At 54.7% G+C, this 16151-nt stretch carries 18 protein-coding genes; 7 read left to right on the forward strand and 11 right to left on the reverse strand.

The genetic code is table 11. The features are described 5' to 3' along the window. Positions 1 to 44 precede the first annotated feature (44 nt). The 10 genes from ACFL9S_RS11905 to ACFL9S_RS11950 all read right to left on the reverse strand — a co-directional run bounded on the left by ACFL9S_RS11905 (position 45) and on the right by ACFL9S_RS11950 (position 8690). Complete coding sequence (locus tag ACFL9S_RS11905; protein ID WP_405262121.1) at positions 45 to 947, reverse strand: homocysteine S-methyltransferase family protein; 903 nt, start codon at positions 945 to 947, stop codon at positions 45 to 47. A gap of 127 nt (positions 948 to 1074) precedes the next feature. Further along, positions 1075 to 1422 carry a hypothetical protein gene (locus tag ACFL9S_RS11910; RefSeq protein WP_405262122.1) on the reverse strand — a complete coding sequence of 116 codons (348 nt, stop codon included), beginning with the start codon at positions 1420 to 1422 and terminating at the stop codon, positions 1075 to 1077. A 26-nt stretch (positions 1423 to 1448) separates the two neighbouring features. Continuing rightward, on the reverse strand, positions 1449 to 1784 hold the full coding sequence (locus ACFL9S_RS11915; RefSeq protein ID WP_405262123.1) for a hypothetical protein: 336 nt from the start codon (positions 1782 to 1784) through the stop codon (positions 1449 to 1451). Further along, on the reverse strand, positions 1769 to 2017 hold the full coding sequence (locus tag ACFL9S_RS11920; RefSeq protein WP_405262124.1) for a hypothetical protein: 249 nt from the start codon (positions 2015 to 2017) through the stop codon (positions 1769 to 1771). The genes ACFL9S_RS11915 and ACFL9S_RS11920 overlap by 16 nt, the downstream gene beginning before the upstream one ends. 246 nt (positions 2018 to 2263) lie before the next feature. Beyond that, positions 2264 to 2713: an RcnB family protein gene (locus ACFL9S_RS11925; RefSeq protein WP_405262125.1), complete on the reverse strand. Its 450-nt coding sequence runs from the start codon at positions 2711 to 2713 to the stop codon at positions 2264 to 2266. Positions 2714 to 2881: 168 nt separating this feature from the next. Next, positions 2882 to 3313 (reverse strand): OsmC family protein, encoded by a 432-nt coding sequence (locus tag ACFL9S_RS11930; RefSeq protein WP_159337466.1) that lies wholly within the window; start codon positions 3311 to 3313, stop codon positions 2882 to 2884. 127 nt (positions 3314 to 3440) lie between these two features. Next, positions 3441 to 4700 (reverse strand): c-type cytochrome, encoded by a 1260-nt coding sequence (locus tag ACFL9S_RS11935; RefSeq protein WP_405262126.1) that lies wholly within the window; start codon positions 4698 to 4700, stop codon positions 3441 to 3443. A gap of 4 nt (positions 4701 to 4704) precedes the next feature. After that, positions 4705 to 6474, reverse strand: a complete 1770-nt coding sequence (locus ACFL9S_RS11940; protein WP_405262127.1) for a GMC family oxidoreductase — start codon at positions 6472 to 6474, stop codon at positions 4705 to 4707. A gap of 113 nt (positions 6475 to 6587) precedes the next feature. After that, positions 6588 to 7313 (reverse strand): gluconate 2-dehydrogenase subunit 3 family protein, encoded by a 726-nt coding sequence (locus tag ACFL9S_RS11945; RefSeq protein WP_405262128.1) that lies wholly within the window; start codon positions 7311 to 7313, stop codon positions 6588 to 6590. Positions 7314 to 7664: 351 nt separating this feature from the next. Continuing rightward, the gene (locus ACFL9S_RS11950; RefSeq protein ID WP_405262129.1) at positions 7665 to 8690 is read right to left on the reverse strand and encodes a LacI family DNA-binding transcriptional regulator; all 1026 of its coding nucleotides are present in this window, start codon (positions 8688 to 8690) and stop codon (positions 7665 to 7667) included. A 166-nt stretch (positions 8691 to 8856) separates the two neighbouring features. Here ACFL9S_RS11950 and ACFL9S_RS11955 point away from each other — a divergent pair, with 166 nt between their 5' ends. Next, entirely contained in the window at positions 8857 to 8955 is a 99-nt protein-coding gene (locus tag ACFL9S_RS11955) for a YoaK family small membrane protein (RefSeq protein ID WP_231617105.1), read from the forward strand. Between the two features lie 2 nt (positions 8956 to 8957). On the opposite strand, the gene ACFL9S_RS11960 is transcribed toward ACFL9S_RS11955, so the two are convergent. Further along, positions 8958 to 9605, reverse strand: coding sequence for an SMI1/KNR4 family protein (locus tag ACFL9S_RS11960; protein ID WP_405262130.1), 648 nt, complete (start codon positions 9603 to 9605; stop codon positions 8958 to 8960). Positions 9606 to 10056: 451 nt separating this feature from the next. Between ACFL9S_RS11960 and ACFL9S_RS11965 the strand changes: the two genes are divergently transcribed. From ACFL9S_RS11965 to ACFL9S_RS11990, 6 genes are all read left to right on the forward strand, one after another. Beyond that, complete coding sequence (locus tag ACFL9S_RS11965) at positions 10057 to 10521, forward strand: hypothetical protein (RefSeq protein WP_405262131.1); 465 nt, start codon at positions 10057 to 10059, stop codon at positions 10519 to 10521. A gap of 185 nt (positions 10522 to 10706) precedes the next feature. Then, positions 10707 to 11072, forward strand: a complete 366-nt coding sequence (locus tag ACFL9S_RS11970) for a hypothetical protein (RefSeq protein ID WP_405262132.1) — start codon at positions 10707 to 10709, stop codon at positions 11070 to 11072. Between the two features lie 183 nt (positions 11073 to 11255). Beyond that, positions 11256 to 11621: a hypothetical protein gene (locus ACFL9S_RS11975; RefSeq protein ID WP_405262133.1), complete on the forward strand. Its 366-nt coding sequence runs from the start codon at positions 11256 to 11258 to the stop codon at positions 11619 to 11621. 41 nt (positions 11622 to 11662) lie between these two features. Beyond that, the gene (locus tag ACFL9S_RS11980; RefSeq protein ID WP_405262134.1) at positions 11663 to 15346 is read left to right on the forward strand and encodes a hypothetical protein; all 3684 of its coding nucleotides are present in this window, start codon (positions 11663 to 11665) and stop codon (positions 15344 to 15346) included. Continuing rightward, positions 15346 to 15636, forward strand: coding sequence for a hypothetical protein (locus ACFL9S_RS11985; RefSeq protein WP_405262135.1), 291 nt, complete (start codon positions 15346 to 15348; stop codon positions 15634 to 15636). The genes ACFL9S_RS11980 and ACFL9S_RS11985 overlap by 1 nt, the downstream gene beginning before the upstream one ends. Next, a complete protein-coding gene (locus ACFL9S_RS11990) occupies positions 15633 to 16127 on the forward strand; it encodes a hypothetical protein (RefSeq protein ID WP_405262136.1) in 495 nt (164 codons plus the stop codon). Before ACFL9S_RS11985 ends, ACFL9S_RS11990 begins: the two co-directional genes overlap by 4 nt. Positions 16128 to 16151 lie beyond the last annotated feature (24 nt).

Consider the following 16151-nt stretch of genomic DNA (forward strand, 5'->3'; position numbering starts at 1 on the left):
TTTTCCTGGTTTTTTATTTTTATTTTCCGCCGTAGCGGTAGTCGTTACTTCAGCGTAGAGGCCAGACGCTGAATATGTTCAGGGCCAATCCCGCAGCAGCCCCCCACCAGCGTTGCGCCAGCACCCACCCACTCCTGTGCCCAGTGTAGATAGCCTTCCGGGTGAGTGTCTTTGCGTAAGCCACTCAGGCCTTCATTCGCCCCACCACCGTTGCTGCCGTGCTCAAAAGCATTAGCATAAACGCCGATACCCGCCGGGGACCCAAGACGTTTCAGGGTGGCCGCCGCCTGCTGTACGGCAGAAATCATCACTTCCGGGTGGCTACAGTTAAACAGGACGTTGGCCGCCCCTAACGCTACCGCTTTGGTGACGGCGGCGGAAACGCTTTCGCCTGAACGCAATGTGCTGTCTGCCTGCGGCAGATCGGGATCGTCGTGCAGACTGAATGACAGCCAAAGAGGCTGGGGCTGACCCGATATTGCCTCGTGTATCGCTTCAGCTTCGGCAATGGAGCTGATGGTTTCACCCAGCCAGATATCCACATACGGTGACTGGGCGTCGACCAGCACACGATGGATCGCCAGCGCACGCGGCGCGTTAAACAGATCGGGACGGTACGATCCAAGAGCAGGAGGTAAGCTTCCAGCAACCTGTACCGGATGCTCAGCGGCATCGGCGGCATGGCGGGCCAGTTGCCCTGCCAGAGCGGCCAGGCGCTGGCCGTCTGTAGCAAAGCGCTCATCACCAATATGGAAAGGAACCACGGCATAACTGTTGGTGGTGATGGTGTCTGCTCCGGCGGCAATATAGCTGTCGTGCACTTCGCGCACGCGCTCAGGGGCTTCATACAGGGCCAGTGCCGACCATTCAGGTTGACGGAATGGCGCTCCCACCCGGGCCAGTTCGCGCCCCATTCCTCCGTCCAGAATCTTTATATGCTGCGTCATTGGCCTGTTCCCATTCAGAATTTTCTAATCTCTGCATGCTACATAAATTGATGGCTACATGTCCAGACGTCTATAAGCTTAAATTCAGGAGTGCTAAGTACGCAGATAAATGATGAGCAGTGAGGGATTAGAACAGCAGTTTTGCTAAACCAAGGCCCAGAGCAAGCAGCCCAAGCTGTGAGGAGGCAAACCACTTGGTTTGCAGCGCCAGCGACTTATGCAGTTCGGTGCGCAAGCCCTCCATTTTGAGGTCGATCTTTTTATCAAGCCGCATAATATCCTCCCTGGTGGCGTAGTTGGACTTGATCACCGCCACGTCAATTTTCAGCGTGCCCACATCCTTCTTCAGTTCACTGACATCCTCTTTCAGCGTGCGTACATCGTCTTTGAGCCGGCTGACATCGTGCTTTAACAGACCAACATCCTGCTGTAAAACGCCGACGTGCCCTTCCAGTTTCCCTACGCGATTATCCATGATATCTCTCCCTGATGATGTGAATGTTAGAACAGCAGTTTTGCCAGCCCAAGGCCCAGAGCAAGCAGCCCAAGCTGTGTGGAGGCAAACCACTTAGTTTGCAGCGCCAGCGACTTATGCAGTTCGGTGCGCAGGCCCTCCATTTTATTATCCAACCGATGGATATCTTCTTTGGTGGCATAATTGGACTTGATCACCGCCACATCGATTTTCAGCGTGCCCACATCCTTCTTCAGTTCACTGACATCCTCTTTCAGCGTGTGTACATCGTCTTTGAGTCGGCTGACATCGTGCTTTAACAGACCAACATCCTGCTGTAAAACGCCGACATGCCCTTCCAGTTTCCCTACGCGATTATCCATGCGATCTCTCCCTGATGATGTGAATGCTTATGCAGTTCGGTGCGCAGGCTTTCAATATCCTGACGGGTGGCATAGTTCGCTTTAATCACCGCCACATCTATTTTCAACGTGCCCACATCCTTCTTCAGCTCACTGACATCCTCTTTCAGGGTGCTTACATCATCTTTGAGCCGACTGACATCGCTCTGTAAAACGCCGACATGCCCTTCCAGTTTCCCTACGCGATTATCCATTATTTAATCTCCCTGAAATGAATGCTTTTTATACTAACAGGGCCAATGATAAGTGACGTTATGGCACGATAACAAGCCAGAGGAGGGGGATATTTTGCGGCCTGTGCCGGGAAAATGGAATGTAACGCCATGCAACGCGGAAAATATAAAAACAAGATAAATGAATTAGTTACGGGTTTAAGTAAGTAATCAGAATAAGAGGAATAGCGTTAAGTGTCGGTGGCGGGTGCCACCGACAGCGGTAGATTAACGATGGCCTAATACGTTGCCGAGAATGATCGAGGTGATCACGCCCGTGGCTGCCGCAATCAACACGTAATTGCCGTCAACATAGGCCCAGTGTTCACCGCGTGGCGGTTCATCCAGGCCACGATCGTGCCAGTCATCAACGCGATAATCATCCCCACGGAAGCGATCGGGAGCAGGATGACCACGACGAAAATCATGGCCGTTCCAGGCGAAGTGGTCGCGCTCATCAGGGCCGCCCCGGCCACGATCGCCGTGACCCCGGTCGTCACGGCCGCGATCGTTATAGTGATCGCCACCACGGCGGTCGTCTCCGCGGTTGTCGTGCCCGCGTTCCTGGTGCCACTGCTGGTCCGGACCATGATCCGGGCCATCCGCATGGGACAGGGTGGAGAAAAGGCTGCTTGCTGTGAAAAGGCTAATCATTAAAGTCAGTGTTGTTTTTTTCATCTTGGTATCCTCAGTTGCTCACGACCTGCGAACTGCCGCAACATCAATATCGGGGATACCACAACACTTCCCTATCTCACGAACTCCTAAACAGGGCTAATTAGCATCTTTTTTTCACCGCCTTAACGCATTCCTTACCATCACGTAGTGAAAACACCAGATTCAGGCTTAGTTTTCCAGCTGATAATCGAGGGTGATCTCAGCACTGAGCAGTTTTGACACCGGGCAACCGGCTTTTGCCTGCTGAATAATCGTATCAAATGCGGCTTTCTCGATCCCCGGCAGCTTCACCTTACTTTGCAGAGCCACTTTGGTGATGGCAAAACCGCCCTCCACTTTATCCAGCGAAACATCGGCAGTGGTATCAATACTTTCTGGTGTATGGCCCGCATCGCCCAGCATCAGCGACAGCGCCATGGAGAAACAGGCAGCATGTGCCGCCCCAATCAGCTCTTCCGGGTTGGTACCCGCTTTACCTTCAAAGCGCGTATTAAAACCATAAGGCTGCTGGCTTAACGCCCCACTTTCGGTTGAGACGGTGCCTTTCCCCTGTTTGATATTGCCTTCCCAGTGCGCCTGTCCTTTCTTATGAATGGTCATTGTTATCCTCCGGTTATTTAACATCAGCTACCAGTATAGACGCTTTCACCGGGGACGACGGCGCGCGCCCCCGTCATCCATGCGCTCAAGATGGCTGAACAAAAGGCCAGCCTCCAGAGAACAGGCTCTATTTCTTCAGGTTCTCCCTCACCTCTTTCACCTGGTCCACGCTCACCGCATCCGCCTTATTACGCCAGCCCTGGCGAATAAAGGTCGCCAGCTGCGCCACCTCATCATCGCTCAGGCGGCTGGCAAAGCCTGGCATGGCCAGCGTTGACGGTGCTTTTGCCGTCGAAGGCTGCTGCGCCCCGGCCAGGATGGTGTGGATCAGCCCGGTTGGATCACCGGCATTGACGATAGTCGCCTGATCCAGCGCCGGGAAGATGCGCGGTGCGCCCTTACCGGTGACAAAGTGGCAGGCACCGCAGTTATCCAGATAGAGGCGCTCACCGGTGGTCAGGTTTTTCGCCGCCGTCAGTTTCGCTTCCGTGGCGCTGACCGTCGTACTCGCTGGTGCAGGCGCTGCCGGATTACCACCGATAAACTTGATATAGGCGCTAATCGCTTGCAGATCGGCTTCGGTCATCCACGAGGTACTGTGCTCGATCACCGAGGTCATCTCGCCGCCTACCGCCGCTTTATCGTTACGCCCGGTCGCCAGATAGTCGACGGTTTCCTGCTCGCTCCAGCGCGGCAGGCCGCGCAGAGACGGCACTTCCCAGCCGTTCAGGCTACCGCCGGAGAGGAAGGCGCTGTCGCTGCTGTCGAGCGCTTTCTCATTCATCGCCAGCCCACGTGGCGTATGGCAGCTACCGCAGTGTCCGAGGCTTTCGACCAGATACGCGCCGCGATTCACTTCCGCCGTGGCCCCGCCAATCGGCTGGAACGGTTTATCGCTGGCAAAAGCCCAGTTCCAGAAACGCATGCCCCAGCGCTGGCTGAACGGGAAGCTGAGATCGGTTTCCGGTGGCTGTTCGTTACTCGCTTTCACCCCCTGCATAAAGTACGCGTACAGCGCGTGCATATCCGCATCGGTGATTTTCGCGTACGCCGGATAAGGCATTGCCGGATAGAGGCGCGTGCCATCAGGCAGCACACCTTTACGCACGGCATCGGAGAACTGCTGCTCGCTGTAGTTGCCGATGCCGTGCGCTTTATCCGGGGTAATATTGGTGGAATAAATCGTACCGAGGTTCGACTCAATCGCCAGCCCACCGGAGAACGCGGGTTTACCCGGGATGGTATGGCAGGCACCGCAGTCACCAAGGCGGGAAATATACTCACCCTGTTTAACCAGGCTGTCGTCGGCCTGGGCCATCGAAGCAAAAGTGCCAGCCAGCAGTACAGCATTGGCAAGCAGTAAACGCTTGAAATTGATCATCGTCATCTCCTTATGCCTGTACCATCGGGCCGGGGTTTTTCAGGTAAATCTCTTTAATCGCCTGTGCCGCCATCAGGGTAATCGCCCCGATGGTATCGGTCGGATTCGCCTGGAAGTTCTGCGGGAAAGCGTTGCCCCCCGGCACAAAGACGTTATGCACATCCCAGCTTTGCAGATACTTGTTCAGCGCCGAGGTTTTCGGGTTATCGCCCATCACCGCGCCACCGACGTTATGGGTGGAGACGTATTTGGTCAGGTCAAAGTGGGCATCCATCGGCAGGAAACTCTCGCTGTAGCTGTCCGGGTTAAGCTCTTTGGTAATGTTGCTGACGATACCTTTCAGGTGCTGCTGTAATTTCAGCTCGTTCTGTTTCCAGTCGAACGTCATACGCAGCAGCGGATAGCCGTAGTCATCGGTGTAGTTCGGGTCGAGATCGAGGTAGATATCGCGATACGACATGCAGGTGGTGGTGATGCTGATCTTCATCGAATGGCCGTACCACTCTTCCATTCCCTCTTTCCAGCCTGCGCCCCAGGCTGGCGTCCCTTTCGGCAGCGCGGTACTGATTGGTGTGCCGGTGGCCTGCGAACTGTGGATCTTGGCACCACCGATAAAGCCCAGCCCTGGACCGTCAACGTTGCCCGGTGAGATGTCGTTAAACATCTGCCCGGTGGCCCCGGCGGTAGCAAACGGGTTGAAGTTTTTATCTTTGAAGAACAGCGTGGCGCCGCCATTACTGAGGAAGGCGTAGTTACGTCCCACCACCCCTTCTTCCGTCAGCGGGTTATAAGGCTGGCCGATGCCGGACAGCAGCATCAGGCGCACGTTGCAGAACTGGAAGCTGCTCAGCACCACAATCTTCGCGGGCTGGAAGCATTCGTTGCCGTCTTTATCGATGTAGATCACCCCTTTCGCGGTTTTCTTATCATCGTGCAGTACCACTTTCATCACGTTGGCGTGAACTTCGTAGGAGAAGTTATCCATACGCTTCAGCGCATCCATCACCGCCGTCTGTGGTGAGGCTTTGGAGTAGTTCAGGCACGGATATTTACTGCAATAGCCGCAGTAATTACACGGCGCAATCTGGTTACCATAGGGGTTAGTCCAGGCACGGGAGACGCAGGCTGACGGGTTAGGGAACGGGTGATATCCCAGCTTCTTCGCCGCCTTAACAAACATCGTGTTGTTCAGCGTGTCCTCCAGCGGCGGCAGCGGGAACGGATTCGCGCGTGGACCTTCGAACGGATCGCCACCTTCGAGGATCTGTCCGCGCAGGTTACCGGTTAAACCGGACTGGCCGCAGATCATCTCGAACTTCTCGTAATAGGGTTCAATCTCTTCCCAACTGAACGGGAAGTCCATAATACGCATATCGTCCTGCAACACGCCCGGTCCGTAGGCCTGGTCGGCATAGGTTTTCAGCTTAAGATCGGTCGGCGTCGGCCGGATCAGTACCGCCGTCCAGTGCAGACCGGACCCTCCCACACCGTTACCGGGGCAAAAAGCGCCCCATTTACGCGTTGGCAGCGCAGTCTGGCTCATGTTGTAACGCACCGTCACCGCCGCTTCTGCTGGCGTGGCCATCACTTTGTTACGCACGGCGTAGGCATATTCATCGGCCGGTTTGGGGTAAGCAAACTCTTCGTAACCGTGATCGGCCCCGCGCTCCAGCGCCCGCACTTTCAGCCCGGCCATCGCCAGCTCAATGCTCATCAGCGAGCCAGCCCATCCCAGGCCGACAACGATCACATCGACTTCTTCTTTATTAATTTGTGACATATTCAACCCTTTCACCCCTTCATCTTGCGCGCCACAAATGCGTTGGCTGCCTTCCTGCGGCACGAAATATTTTGGGTGTCATTAACAAAAATACGATAAAAGTCTCAGTGAACTCAGGCGCGTTCGCCCTTGATGCTGACCGGGCCGAGTGGATACGGGATGTTGTGCTGCTTCACCCATTCCAGATAACTGGCACGTGCGCCTGGGAAGCCGATAGCAATCCACGCTTTCATCCCTTTGTTGCCGCCGTACATCGGATCGGAGAGATAGCCGTGTTTGGCATCGGACAGCAGCCCGCTAAAGAACTGAGAGGCTTTCAGGTCGGCTTCGCCCAGGTCAGCAAAGTGAATATCGTTTTTTTGCAGTTGGGTCAGAACGCTGTCTTTATCCTGCGATGACAGCTGATGGAACGGTTTCTGCCAGGTCTGTATGCACCACTGGGTTGCCAGCTTGATGCCGGTTTTATAGATCTGCTGCGGGCGGAACGGGATCTGGTAACCCATTGTGGCGGGCGCTTTGGTATCAAACGGCCCTTTCATATAGATCTCATCACCGAGATCGCCATGCATCTGCTGATCGATAAAGATCGGCACATTGGTCTCCAGCGCCCCCGGCGCTTTGCCTTTGCCTCCGGCGGGGATCAGACTGTCGCAGGCAGCGAGAATAAACTGCCACTCATCCTGGCTGAAGAAGATCGGCTGATAATCTGCCAGTTCCGGGGCTGCCATCTCAGCGGCCTGTGCGGCGGTCAGGCCTTTGAAGACCATCTCACCCAACGGCAATGCCAACAGCGACCCGAGTAAAAATTTACGGCGGGTAGTTTCTTTTTGAAGGAGCATTTTGACGACTCTCACACTCAGAAAAAGACACCGATGGAGCACGTGTCATTAAGGTTAAAGAACTGTTTTTATCTGTTTACATTGCCGCAATGTTAGCGATACAGAGGCGTCAAAATGTAACAATTGAAGTAATTATGTTTAAACTTAAGAGGGTGTGCTTCTTCTAACATTTCATAACAATGCCATTATGAAGAGAAGGGATTAAAGCCGGGGATTTAGCGGAAACTCAGGGACGGAAAAAGAAAAAATGCAGTAAAAATGCGCTTATTTAATTGCATAGCGGGACAATAACCCGATAAAACAAGGTAATATAATGATTGTTTTTTCAGGCATCACACAGCCCGGCAGACATTAACCGGAGTCGCGAACCACCAGAGTGAATCCTAAATCGACTACCGCCTCTGCGGGCATAACACCTTCAATTTTATTGGCCAGCATCGTTGCGGCATCCTCACCCATTTTTACCCTGTCGATGGCCACCGTCGTCATAGCGGGCCGGTTGGCCGCTGCGAACGCCAGATCGCCAAAGCCAATAACGGCAAGCTGATCCGGTACGCTCAGCCCACGCGCTTCAGCCTCCATAATCACCCCCTGCGCCAGGGTGTCAGAGCTGCAGATAATCGCATCGAACTTATCGCCCTGAGCAAGCAGCTGATGCAGCCCCTGCCGCCCGGCATCGAGTGACGTCGGCACCGGGGCATTCACCCCACGAATCCGGCTGCCCGGCAGCCCCTGCATCACATCGGATAAGCCTTTACGCCGCTGTTGCGCGCGCCGATCTCCGGCCCAGACCAGGCCCAGATTCCGGTAACCCTGTTGCAAACAGTAGTGACCCAGCTGAGTGCCCACTTTTTCATGGGAAAAGCCCACCAGCATATCCAGCGGCGTTGGCGTGAGATCCCAGATTTCCACGACCGGCAGGCCGATATTAAGAACGGTTTTTCGCAGTTCAGGACTGTGATGAATGCCGGTCAGCACCATACCGTCAGGGCGGCGCGACAGGATGGTGGCAACAATAGAGGCTTCACTGTCCAGGGAATAGCCGGTGACGCACAGCAGCATATGGTAACCACGCCCGGCAAGGCGATCGCTTATCGCCTGCACGGTGTCGACAAACATACTGTTGTTAATTTGCGGTATGACGACGGCAATCAGGCGGCTACGTTTGGACGCCAGCCCGCCCGCCAGCATATTGGGGATATAGCCGGTGATCTGAATCGCTTCCATCACCCTGGCAACGGTGGCGGGCCGCACCACCTGCGGTTTGTTAATGGCGCGGCTGACGGTCATTGGCGACAGTCCTGCCACGCGGGCCACATCCTCCAACGTAGGATTGTGTCCTTTTCTGGCGTCGGCGCGCTCATCGTGGTTTTGCATCAGGTATCCCGCAGGTAAAATGTTTGCGCTATCATTTTCCCATAAAACCGCACAGTGAAACAGGGCTTAACAACATGCCATGCGGCGGACTGACTATGTTACACTCAGCCGCCCGAAAGCCTGGCTCCCGGCTTTCCCCCGATCCCATTGTGAAAGGTGTTATGCCGTGAATAAAAGAGCAATTGCCCCTACCCTGATTTTTGTTGCTGCGATGGCGTTTCTGGTGTGGTTTATCGCCTCCGGCGCGGCAATGCCGGGAAGCTGAGATCAGCTTTCAGGATCTGACGGGCTGACGGCAATGCGCGTGCCTTCAGGAAGATCCCTGATCTGCACGGCAAACTGAGCACGGCTGCGCATCGCATCTTCGCTGCGTACCGCCTGCAGGTTATCCGGTACGAACTCACCGCCCACAATAAACGGTGTTTTCGGCACCAGGCGATAACCCGCAGGCAATGCCCCGTGCTGATCCTGCCAGTCCAGCGCCAGCGGATAGCCCGTCAGCACAGAGTACTCCTCCAGAATCAGAGCGCTCCAGTGCTCCAGGCTTGCCGCCAGCCAGGTGAACTCGCCGGTTTCCGGCTCAAAACTGAACACCCCATCCTGCCGCAGACAAAACTGCACGCCAAAGATATCTTCAGCAAAGAACAGCGCATCAAGCGCCATATCCTGAAACGCTGAAATCCACAGATCTGGCTGGTTCCACTGTTGCAGGCCGGGTTCACTCTCCGTTGCCTGCCAGGGAAAGATATGCAGCGCAGAAACAAAACCATAGCAGCCGTTTTTAATCGCGAGCAGTTGACGCAGTTCTTCAAGCAGCGCGGGGTTAACCGTGGTGCTGAAGTGCATATCCTGCGGGGCGGCAGCCAGGCTGTCACTACAAAGGGAGAGAAGTTTTGCGGTTGAGGTAGTCATCATACGGCCCTGAGATGTCGACATTTAACAGTGATAAGCCGCTAAGGTTAACATCAACAACAGGCCAGGGGAAAACGCTCGACGGGTTTAGTTCTGTGTCGCAGTGGCAGGCAGGCAAACCATCTGGGATTTACAGAAGATACAGTTGGCACCATGGGGATTTTTTGCGGTGATACTGAAAGGCGAAAAGCGGTACTGACATCCGTTACAAGACGGACACTGATATTTAATATTTTGGATAGTAGACCTACATATTTTTATTTTAAGAGAAATTTTCATTACAACGGCCAAGACGTTAACACAGTTTTTACATTGCGTCTGTTTTATCTTCGCGATCGCCCATCTCCCTGCATTGACGGAGAGAGAAAAGGTGGGCACAGTGAGTCAGTTACATTACCACTACTTATCAAAAAAACACCTTTTGTCTGCCTGCTATCAGGAGAATCAACAGCCTATGAACCAGTTTGTGATTTTCAATGCCAGTAAGTCGGCTATCTATATCAGCGTCAATAGCGGGACTTTTCTTAGCGTCCCGGCCGCCAGCCAGACATCATGGATACCGGCCCAGCCAGAGAAGACGCCCGATTTTATCAATAATACTACCGCCGGGATCGGGCAACTCCACCTTGGGGGAAATACTATCGTTATTTACCCTGACACCAGTGGCCCTGCGGACTCAGGGATATGCAATCTTACAATACCGGAGGATATTGCTATCAATTCAGTGCAGCTTTATCTGTTCTGGAAAAGTGCCACCAGCGTAGCGCTGGTCGCACTGCAGGAAGGCCAGCCCTTCCAGGCATCAATCGTCACGCACAATACTGCCAGCATGACTCGCAGTGCCCTGTTCACCTTGCCTGGCGCGCCTCGCAGCACGGCTCAGGTTTCTGAGCCGTATCAGGTGCAAATCAATATGTAAAAATAATTTATGATTTAGTTGCCAACGAGAGACCTTTCATTATAATCATTCACGCGGGTTAATGAATTCGGAACATTCCTAATGAAATTCCCGTTCGTCATGTCTTACCGAACTGATTTTAAACATACATCCGTTTAACGACCTGGTCGTTAAGCGCCATAGCGCGATAACAGGAAGAAAAGATCATGCCAAACGCATATGTTTTCAACGCATCTGGTGTAGCTATTTCAGTGAGTGTCAATAACGGCGACTTTTTCACCATCAATCCGGCCGACAATACCAGTTGGGTGCCCAGCGCACCGTCCAACGCACCGACTTTTGTTAACAATACCAACCCAGGCAAGAACCAGCTGGGGCTGGGGCCAAACCAAATTAGCCTGTATCCTTCCACCAGCGGGCCTGCCTCCAGCACTAATTTCATCCTGAATATCCCCACCGAAGTCACCGTCAATTCGTTTCAGCTGTATCTGTTTTGGAACAACGCTAAAAACGTCGGCTGGGCTGCGCTGAACGGCGGTCAGTTTATTCAGGTATCGTCCAGTCCTTCCTAGTTCTGAGAGCACCGTTACCGCATAAAATACGCACTCTATTATCCGTTATATTTTTATTATAACCGACAGTGCTGCGCGCTAATTTTCAGCCCCCCTTTATCTGGCCTGAATATATTTTATTCAGACCAGATAAGATCATCTATTCATCATTGCGGGTGGCGGTACTTTCATAAGGGGTAGTCAATGGCGACGGTTAATTTATTTAATGCCAGCAGCGTCAAATTGATGTTCAGTATTAACGGCGGGAATTATACGCCGATAGCCAGCACCAGTGACACCTTTGACTGGGTGCCGTTGCCTCCTGATATCAACCCAGCGTTTGTGAATAGCACCAAGCCTGCTCAGGGAGCATTGGGCCTGGGCAGCAACCAGCTCACGCTGTATCCCTTCAGTGATGGCCCGTTATCGTCAGCCACATTGCCGGTGATAATTCCTGAAAACACCGTCATCAATTCGGTGCAAATATATATTATCTGGAAAGATGCAAAAAACCTTGGTGCGGTGGTATGTAATGGCGGACAGTTTATTCAGGCCATCTCATTACCCTAAATTAACTCTGTCGTGCATACTACATCAGGAGTCCATCTCCAATGTCCAGCCCAGCCACGCCATTAACAGAGATCTGCCCCGGACTCTATTTAATTTCTGCTGCGGGATCGCCCGATACCGATAGCAGCCCGCTATGGGTTTATTTTCTGACTCGTGATGCAGGCCAGCCATTAGCCAAAAGTAAAAAGAAAAAAACGGCAGAGACCCAGGTAAACGCCATCACCACAGCAGCCACAGATGTCACGCTGGCAGCTAGCTGGGGCAACCTCTCCGGCTGGTACTTTTTTTCCGGCAGCGCGATCGCCCCTAAGCAGGCCTCCCGCTTTGTCACCACGGCGCGGCAGGCATTTCCGCCATTGCCGCAGTCTACCCGCGTGGCACATACGCTTTTATGGCTACCCGACCCGCAGACGCTGACACCGAAGACGACGATCGCTGACAGCATCAGCACACAGCAGGTCGGTCGTTTTAATACCATCGCAACGGCGCTGACCATCAATTGGGACGGGCTTGCCCTGAGTTTACAAAGCGGAATACGTGCCGACCTGGTGGAGGCTAACGGCTACCCGGCGGTACAGTTCAGCACCAAAAATAGCGATCTCGATCTGGTTAGCCTCAGCTACTACAACGTGCAGCAGACGCTGGGCTATCGCAGTGATGGCTGGCTGATCACACTGTTCCTTGACGGGCCTGCGGCGGGAAGCCTGAATTTCAGCGTCGGCCTTGACCTGCAATTACTGTCAGCCAGCTTCGGCTGTAACTTCAGCTACGCCACCGCCCGGTCCGGTGCCAACCTGATGCAGTATCCTTTGTACCCGGATATTCCCTTTCAGTCCGGCAGCTACTGCGCCTTCGCTATCTGGCTGAATCCGTTGCTGCCGTTGCGTGCCGCCTCCAGCCGTTTTCAGCTCGATACCACGGGCAGCATCGGTAAAATCAGCTGGAAAAATCAGGCTACCGGCCTGCTGTCAGATTACTTTTTTACCAACAGCGGCGACACGCTTCAGCTACAGCCGATCGACCCGCAGGCGGCAGGCTCGCCAGCAGCGGATGCTATCGGTGCCGGGTTTGCCTTCTCACTGCGGCCCACCCCCTCTTCGCCAACGGGCAGCGAACTGTATCTTACCCCGGTGGGTGATTACCGCCTGACCGCGCTGCCTTCACCTGACACGCAGCTGCCGCTGCGGGTGATGCCGGGGCTGTTCACCCGCGAATATTTCCGTGTCAGCAGCGGTGACACCTTACGGTTTATCAACCATCAGCCCGGCTGGGCGCAGGCCTTTAGCCTGCCCGCGTCCCCCGATGATGCGGCACCAGATGCAGATGAGATCCTCGCTGATGGCTATACCACCTCCTGGGCACAGTGGCCGGATCTCACTGCGCCAGGGGGCTACTTTGGTCAGCCAGCATCCGCCAGTTTTTTCGGCGATATTGCTGCACAGCCTTTCCCGCTGGCCATTGACGTGCTGCTGGAAACCTTCACCACCAGCGCCCTGTTTCCCTGGGTGCCCTATGGCGGCAGCGCACGTAACGGCACGCTGAACCCGGCGGCGAATAGCGCCGATTTCACCCGGTTTGAAGCCTCCATTATTGGTGCCGTCAGGCACAGCGCCCTGACGGCAATGTCTGACGGCCCGCTGTTTATGCCGCAGAATGCCACCGGCCCGTCACCTGACCTGATCAGCGTCACCAACCCGCAGGGGGTGCTGATCGATGTCAACCGCGATGGCAGTTGGAACAGCCTGACGCTGGCGATGGAAGAGGCACACACTGATGCCAGCCCGCCGGAACCGCAAAGTTTCTTACAGTTCCTGTCGAGTGGTTCTCCCGCACGTTTCCCAAAAGATCTGGCGCTGATACTGACGCAGAACCAGCTGTTTTATGTGGTGACGCAGCCCGGCGAAGACTGGAGCTTTAACAGCACCACCTGGGTCGGTGGCTTTAAGTTCGATATGGCGCTGGACAAAAACAGTCCCGACACACCCGCAGATGAGCAGACGATCATGGTGTTTAAATTCAACACCACCGCCACGCTGAATGAACTGAGCCAGCAGCACGGATTATGGACGGCAGCCAAAAGCTACAACCATGATCCCGCCAGCGTCTCTGCTGTATTACAGAAGGCGATTGCGTTTGCGCAGGCAGAGTCGCTGGCACCGAACGATCCCTTCGAGAATTTCAACCGCATCGTTAACGATAAAGCCTGGACGGGGGTGCTGTTTTTCAATGCCAGAATCAACGGCAACGGCATGCCTGCCGACCTGCAAATGCTGCTGGGCGGAGTCAATGGCGGGCTGCGTGCGCACCATATCGGCATCCAGGGCAATCTCTTCGATCACGGTTCCTCACCGGCGAAACTCAACATTAAAAAATCCTCGCTGTTTGGCGTGATTTTTTACGAGGGTTCCAGCCACCCTGCCAGCCCGGCCGTACAGGATCAGCCGGTCGATTATGAGGTAGAAAAACTGATCGTGGTCTTTAGCAACTCCGCCATCGCCCAGTTCAATACCACGGTGGGCCTGACGCTGAATCAACTCTTTGGTCGCCGCGTACTTCAACAGAATGACGGTGCCGCCAGCCCGTCTATCAACCCGAACACACTGAGCATTCAGGGCAAATATCAGGCCAACAGCGATGGCGTTGGCCATGTGATCTTCAACAGTGATAAAGGCTTTATTTACCGCGTGCAGCCTGCCAGCGAAAGCGCCACCCATGTGATTGACCACATCAGGCTCGACAGAGCCTCTCTGGTTCCGATCAGCAGCACAGCGGGTAGCGGCGATAGCAGCAGCCTCGTGGTGGCACAGTTTATTCTCTCCGGCCAGCTGTGGTTTAACCCTGACCCGTTCCCCAACAGTGACAAGCTGGATCTGTTCTCCTATGGCAATGGCAGTGAGGGGCTGCCGCTGACCGGGCTGGCCGTCAATATTCGCTTTATCCTGGATGCGGAAGGGGCCACCGAACCGGGCAGTAAAACGGTGATGCTGGATATCAGCAAACTCAGCGCACAGCCTAAAAATGACGCCATCCGCCCCGACAGTCTGATGTACAGCATCCCCCTTAAGTTCTCTGGTTTTATCAGTGCCGAGGAGGGCGCACCGCTGAATGCGGCAAAACTCAGTGCCACCAGCGTCAATATTTTGCAGCTGGAAGGGCATGCCCCTGCGATCCCCCTCACCTCACCGGCGCTGCTCACTTCCGCCGGGCAACCTGCCTCACCGGATGCCCCGGTTTCACCCAAGGTCACCCCGGCGATCCCGGTGTCCTACGCCACCAGTTCAGCGCGCTATGCGCTGGAGTACGACATGCTGCTGGGGTCGCTCGGTGCGCTCGGTGCCAACGCCAGGCTCAATGCCAAAGTGATCCTCGCCTGGGGACCGTCGGCCACCGTGCCGGACAATGATGCCGCCGCGCTGTTTGTCCAGCTGCCGCAGCTGTCGGCCGGTGCCGGGGGCTTTGAACTGGAGGGCATTCTGAAAACCACCTTCGGCGACGCCAATCTGCTGAAGGTGGATCTCGACGGTGGGCAGCAGACAGTCTATGCCTTTTTGTTCAATAACATTCAGCTCAGCGTCTTTGGCTACCGCTTCCCGCCTGGGATGCTGATTGATTTCATGGTGTTTGCCGGGGCCACAACCCCCGGAAAAAAAGAAGCGACCAACGCCAATAACCTCGCGTGGTTCCTTTCCGCCCAACCGCAAAATGCCAGTCCCCAGGGGGCCTAATGAAAGCAACGGACAAGACGGTTAACGACGTAATGCTGTGGCTCAACCAGAACTGGGGGCTGTCACTTCCGGTGCTGCCCTTAACCGCGTGGGCAAAAACCGTCGTCACGCTATGGCAAAAAATCGTCAGCGGCGTGCCGGAGTCAGGTCCGTTGCCGCAAAGCATTGAGATTGAAGGTGACTGGCAACCGCTAGCAGGAAGCCGTTTTACCCTCACCCATATTCGGATCGACATTCGTGATTCCGATAAAACCGGCAGTAAACCGTTAGTCCACAAGAGGAAGGCATGATGACTAAATTGGCGGCAACAGGTTCTCCCGCAGGTTCACCCACCGCAAACCCGATCACGGTAGCGATCAGCAGCTCATTTCTGATCAACGGTCAGTCTGTGGCTATCAGCAGTCAGGATATCGACAACATTAAGAAAGGCATTAACTTCCAGCTGGCGCAGCCCGTGGCGCTGGGCAGTATCAATGATTTTCTCGACTGGCTGAATGAAACCTTTGGCGTACCGTTAACGGCAAAAGAGCTGGGCGATATGATCGACAAACTGCCTGATGCACCGTTGGTGGTAAAAAACATCAAAGATGCGCTGAAAGGGATCTTATCGGCGGTGATCACCATCACGGTACTCTCCGTTAACACGGCGACCGGCGAGTACCGTTTCGGGGTGACCATGACGCCGCTGGAACCGATCAACATTCTGAATGTCCTGAGCCTGGAAACCATCGGCGTGGAGATCGGTTCAGCAGAAACCCCTGCGGGCAGCCCAGCTGGCTGATTGCGCAGCGTACCCTGAGCTGAA

This window comes from Erwinia sp. AnSW2-5 (assembly GCF_045107195.1).
Taxonomy (GTDB): domain Bacteria; phylum Pseudomonadota; class Gammaproteobacteria; order Enterobacterales; family Enterobacteriaceae; genus Erwinia.

Bases quoted from the DNA above. Each gene is read 5' to 3' on its own strand.
- ACFL9S_RS11905 (WP_405262121.1), bottom strand. From the start codon at position 947: ATGACGCAGCATATAAAGATTCTGGACGGAGGAATGGGGCGCGAACTG.
- ACFL9S_RS11910 (WP_405262122.1), bottom strand. From the start codon at position 1,422: ATGGATAATCGCGTAGGGAAACTGGAAGGGCACGTCGGCGTTTTACAG.
- ACFL9S_RS11915 (WP_405262123.1), bottom strand. From the start codon at position 1,784: ATGGATAATCGCGTAGGGAAACTGGAAGGGCATGTCGGCGTTTTACAG.
- ACFL9S_RS11920 (WP_405262124.1), bottom strand. From the start codon at position 2,017: ATGGATAATCGCGTAGGGAAACTGGAAGGGCATGTCGGCGTTTTACAG.
- ACFL9S_RS11925 (WP_405262125.1), bottom strand. From the start codon at position 2,713: ATGAAAAAAACAACACTGACTTTAATGATTAGCCTTTTCACAGCAAGC.
- ACFL9S_RS11930 (WP_159337466.1), bottom strand. From the start codon at position 3,313: ATGACCATTCATAAGAAAGGACAGGCGCACTGGGAAGGCAATATCAAA.
- ACFL9S_RS11935 (WP_405262126.1), bottom strand. From the start codon at position 4,700: ATGACGATGATCAATTTCAAGCGTTTACTGCTTGCCAATGCTGTACTG.
- ACFL9S_RS11940 (WP_405262127.1), bottom strand. From the start codon at position 6,474: ATGTCACAAATTAATAAAGAAGAAGTCGATGTGATCGTTGTCGGCCTG.
- ACFL9S_RS11945 (WP_405262128.1), bottom strand. From the start codon at position 7,313: ATGCTCCTTCAAAAAGAAACTACCCGCCGTAAATTTTTACTCGGGTCG.
- ACFL9S_RS11950 (WP_405262129.1), bottom strand. From the start codon at position 8,690: ATGCAAAACCACGATGAGCGCGCCGACGCCAGAAAAGGACACAATCCT.
- ACFL9S_RS11960 (WP_405262130.1), bottom strand. From the start codon at position 9,605: ATGATGACTACCTCAACCGCAAAACTTCTCTCCCTTTGTAGTGACAGC.
- ACFL9S_RS11965 (WP_405262131.1), top strand. From the start codon at position 10,057: ATGAACCAGTTTGTGATTTTCAATGCCAGTAAGTCGGCTATCTATATC.
- ACFL9S_RS11970 (WP_405262132.1), top strand. From the start codon at position 10,707: ATGCCAAACGCATATGTTTTCAACGCATCTGGTGTAGCTATTTCAGTG.
- ACFL9S_RS11975 (WP_405262133.1), top strand. From the start codon at position 11,256: ATGGCGACGGTTAATTTATTTAATGCCAGCAGCGTCAAATTGATGTTC.
- ACFL9S_RS11980 (WP_405262134.1), top strand. From the start codon at position 11,663: ATGTCCAGCCCAGCCACGCCATTAACAGAGATCTGCCCCGGACTCTAT.
- ACFL9S_RS11985 (WP_405262135.1), top strand. From the start codon at position 15,346: ATGAAAGCAACGGACAAGACGGTTAACGACGTAATGCTGTGGCTCAAC.
- ACFL9S_RS11990 (WP_405262136.1), top strand. From the start codon at position 15,633: ATGATGACTAAATTGGCGGCAACAGGTTCTCCCGCAGGTTCACCCACC.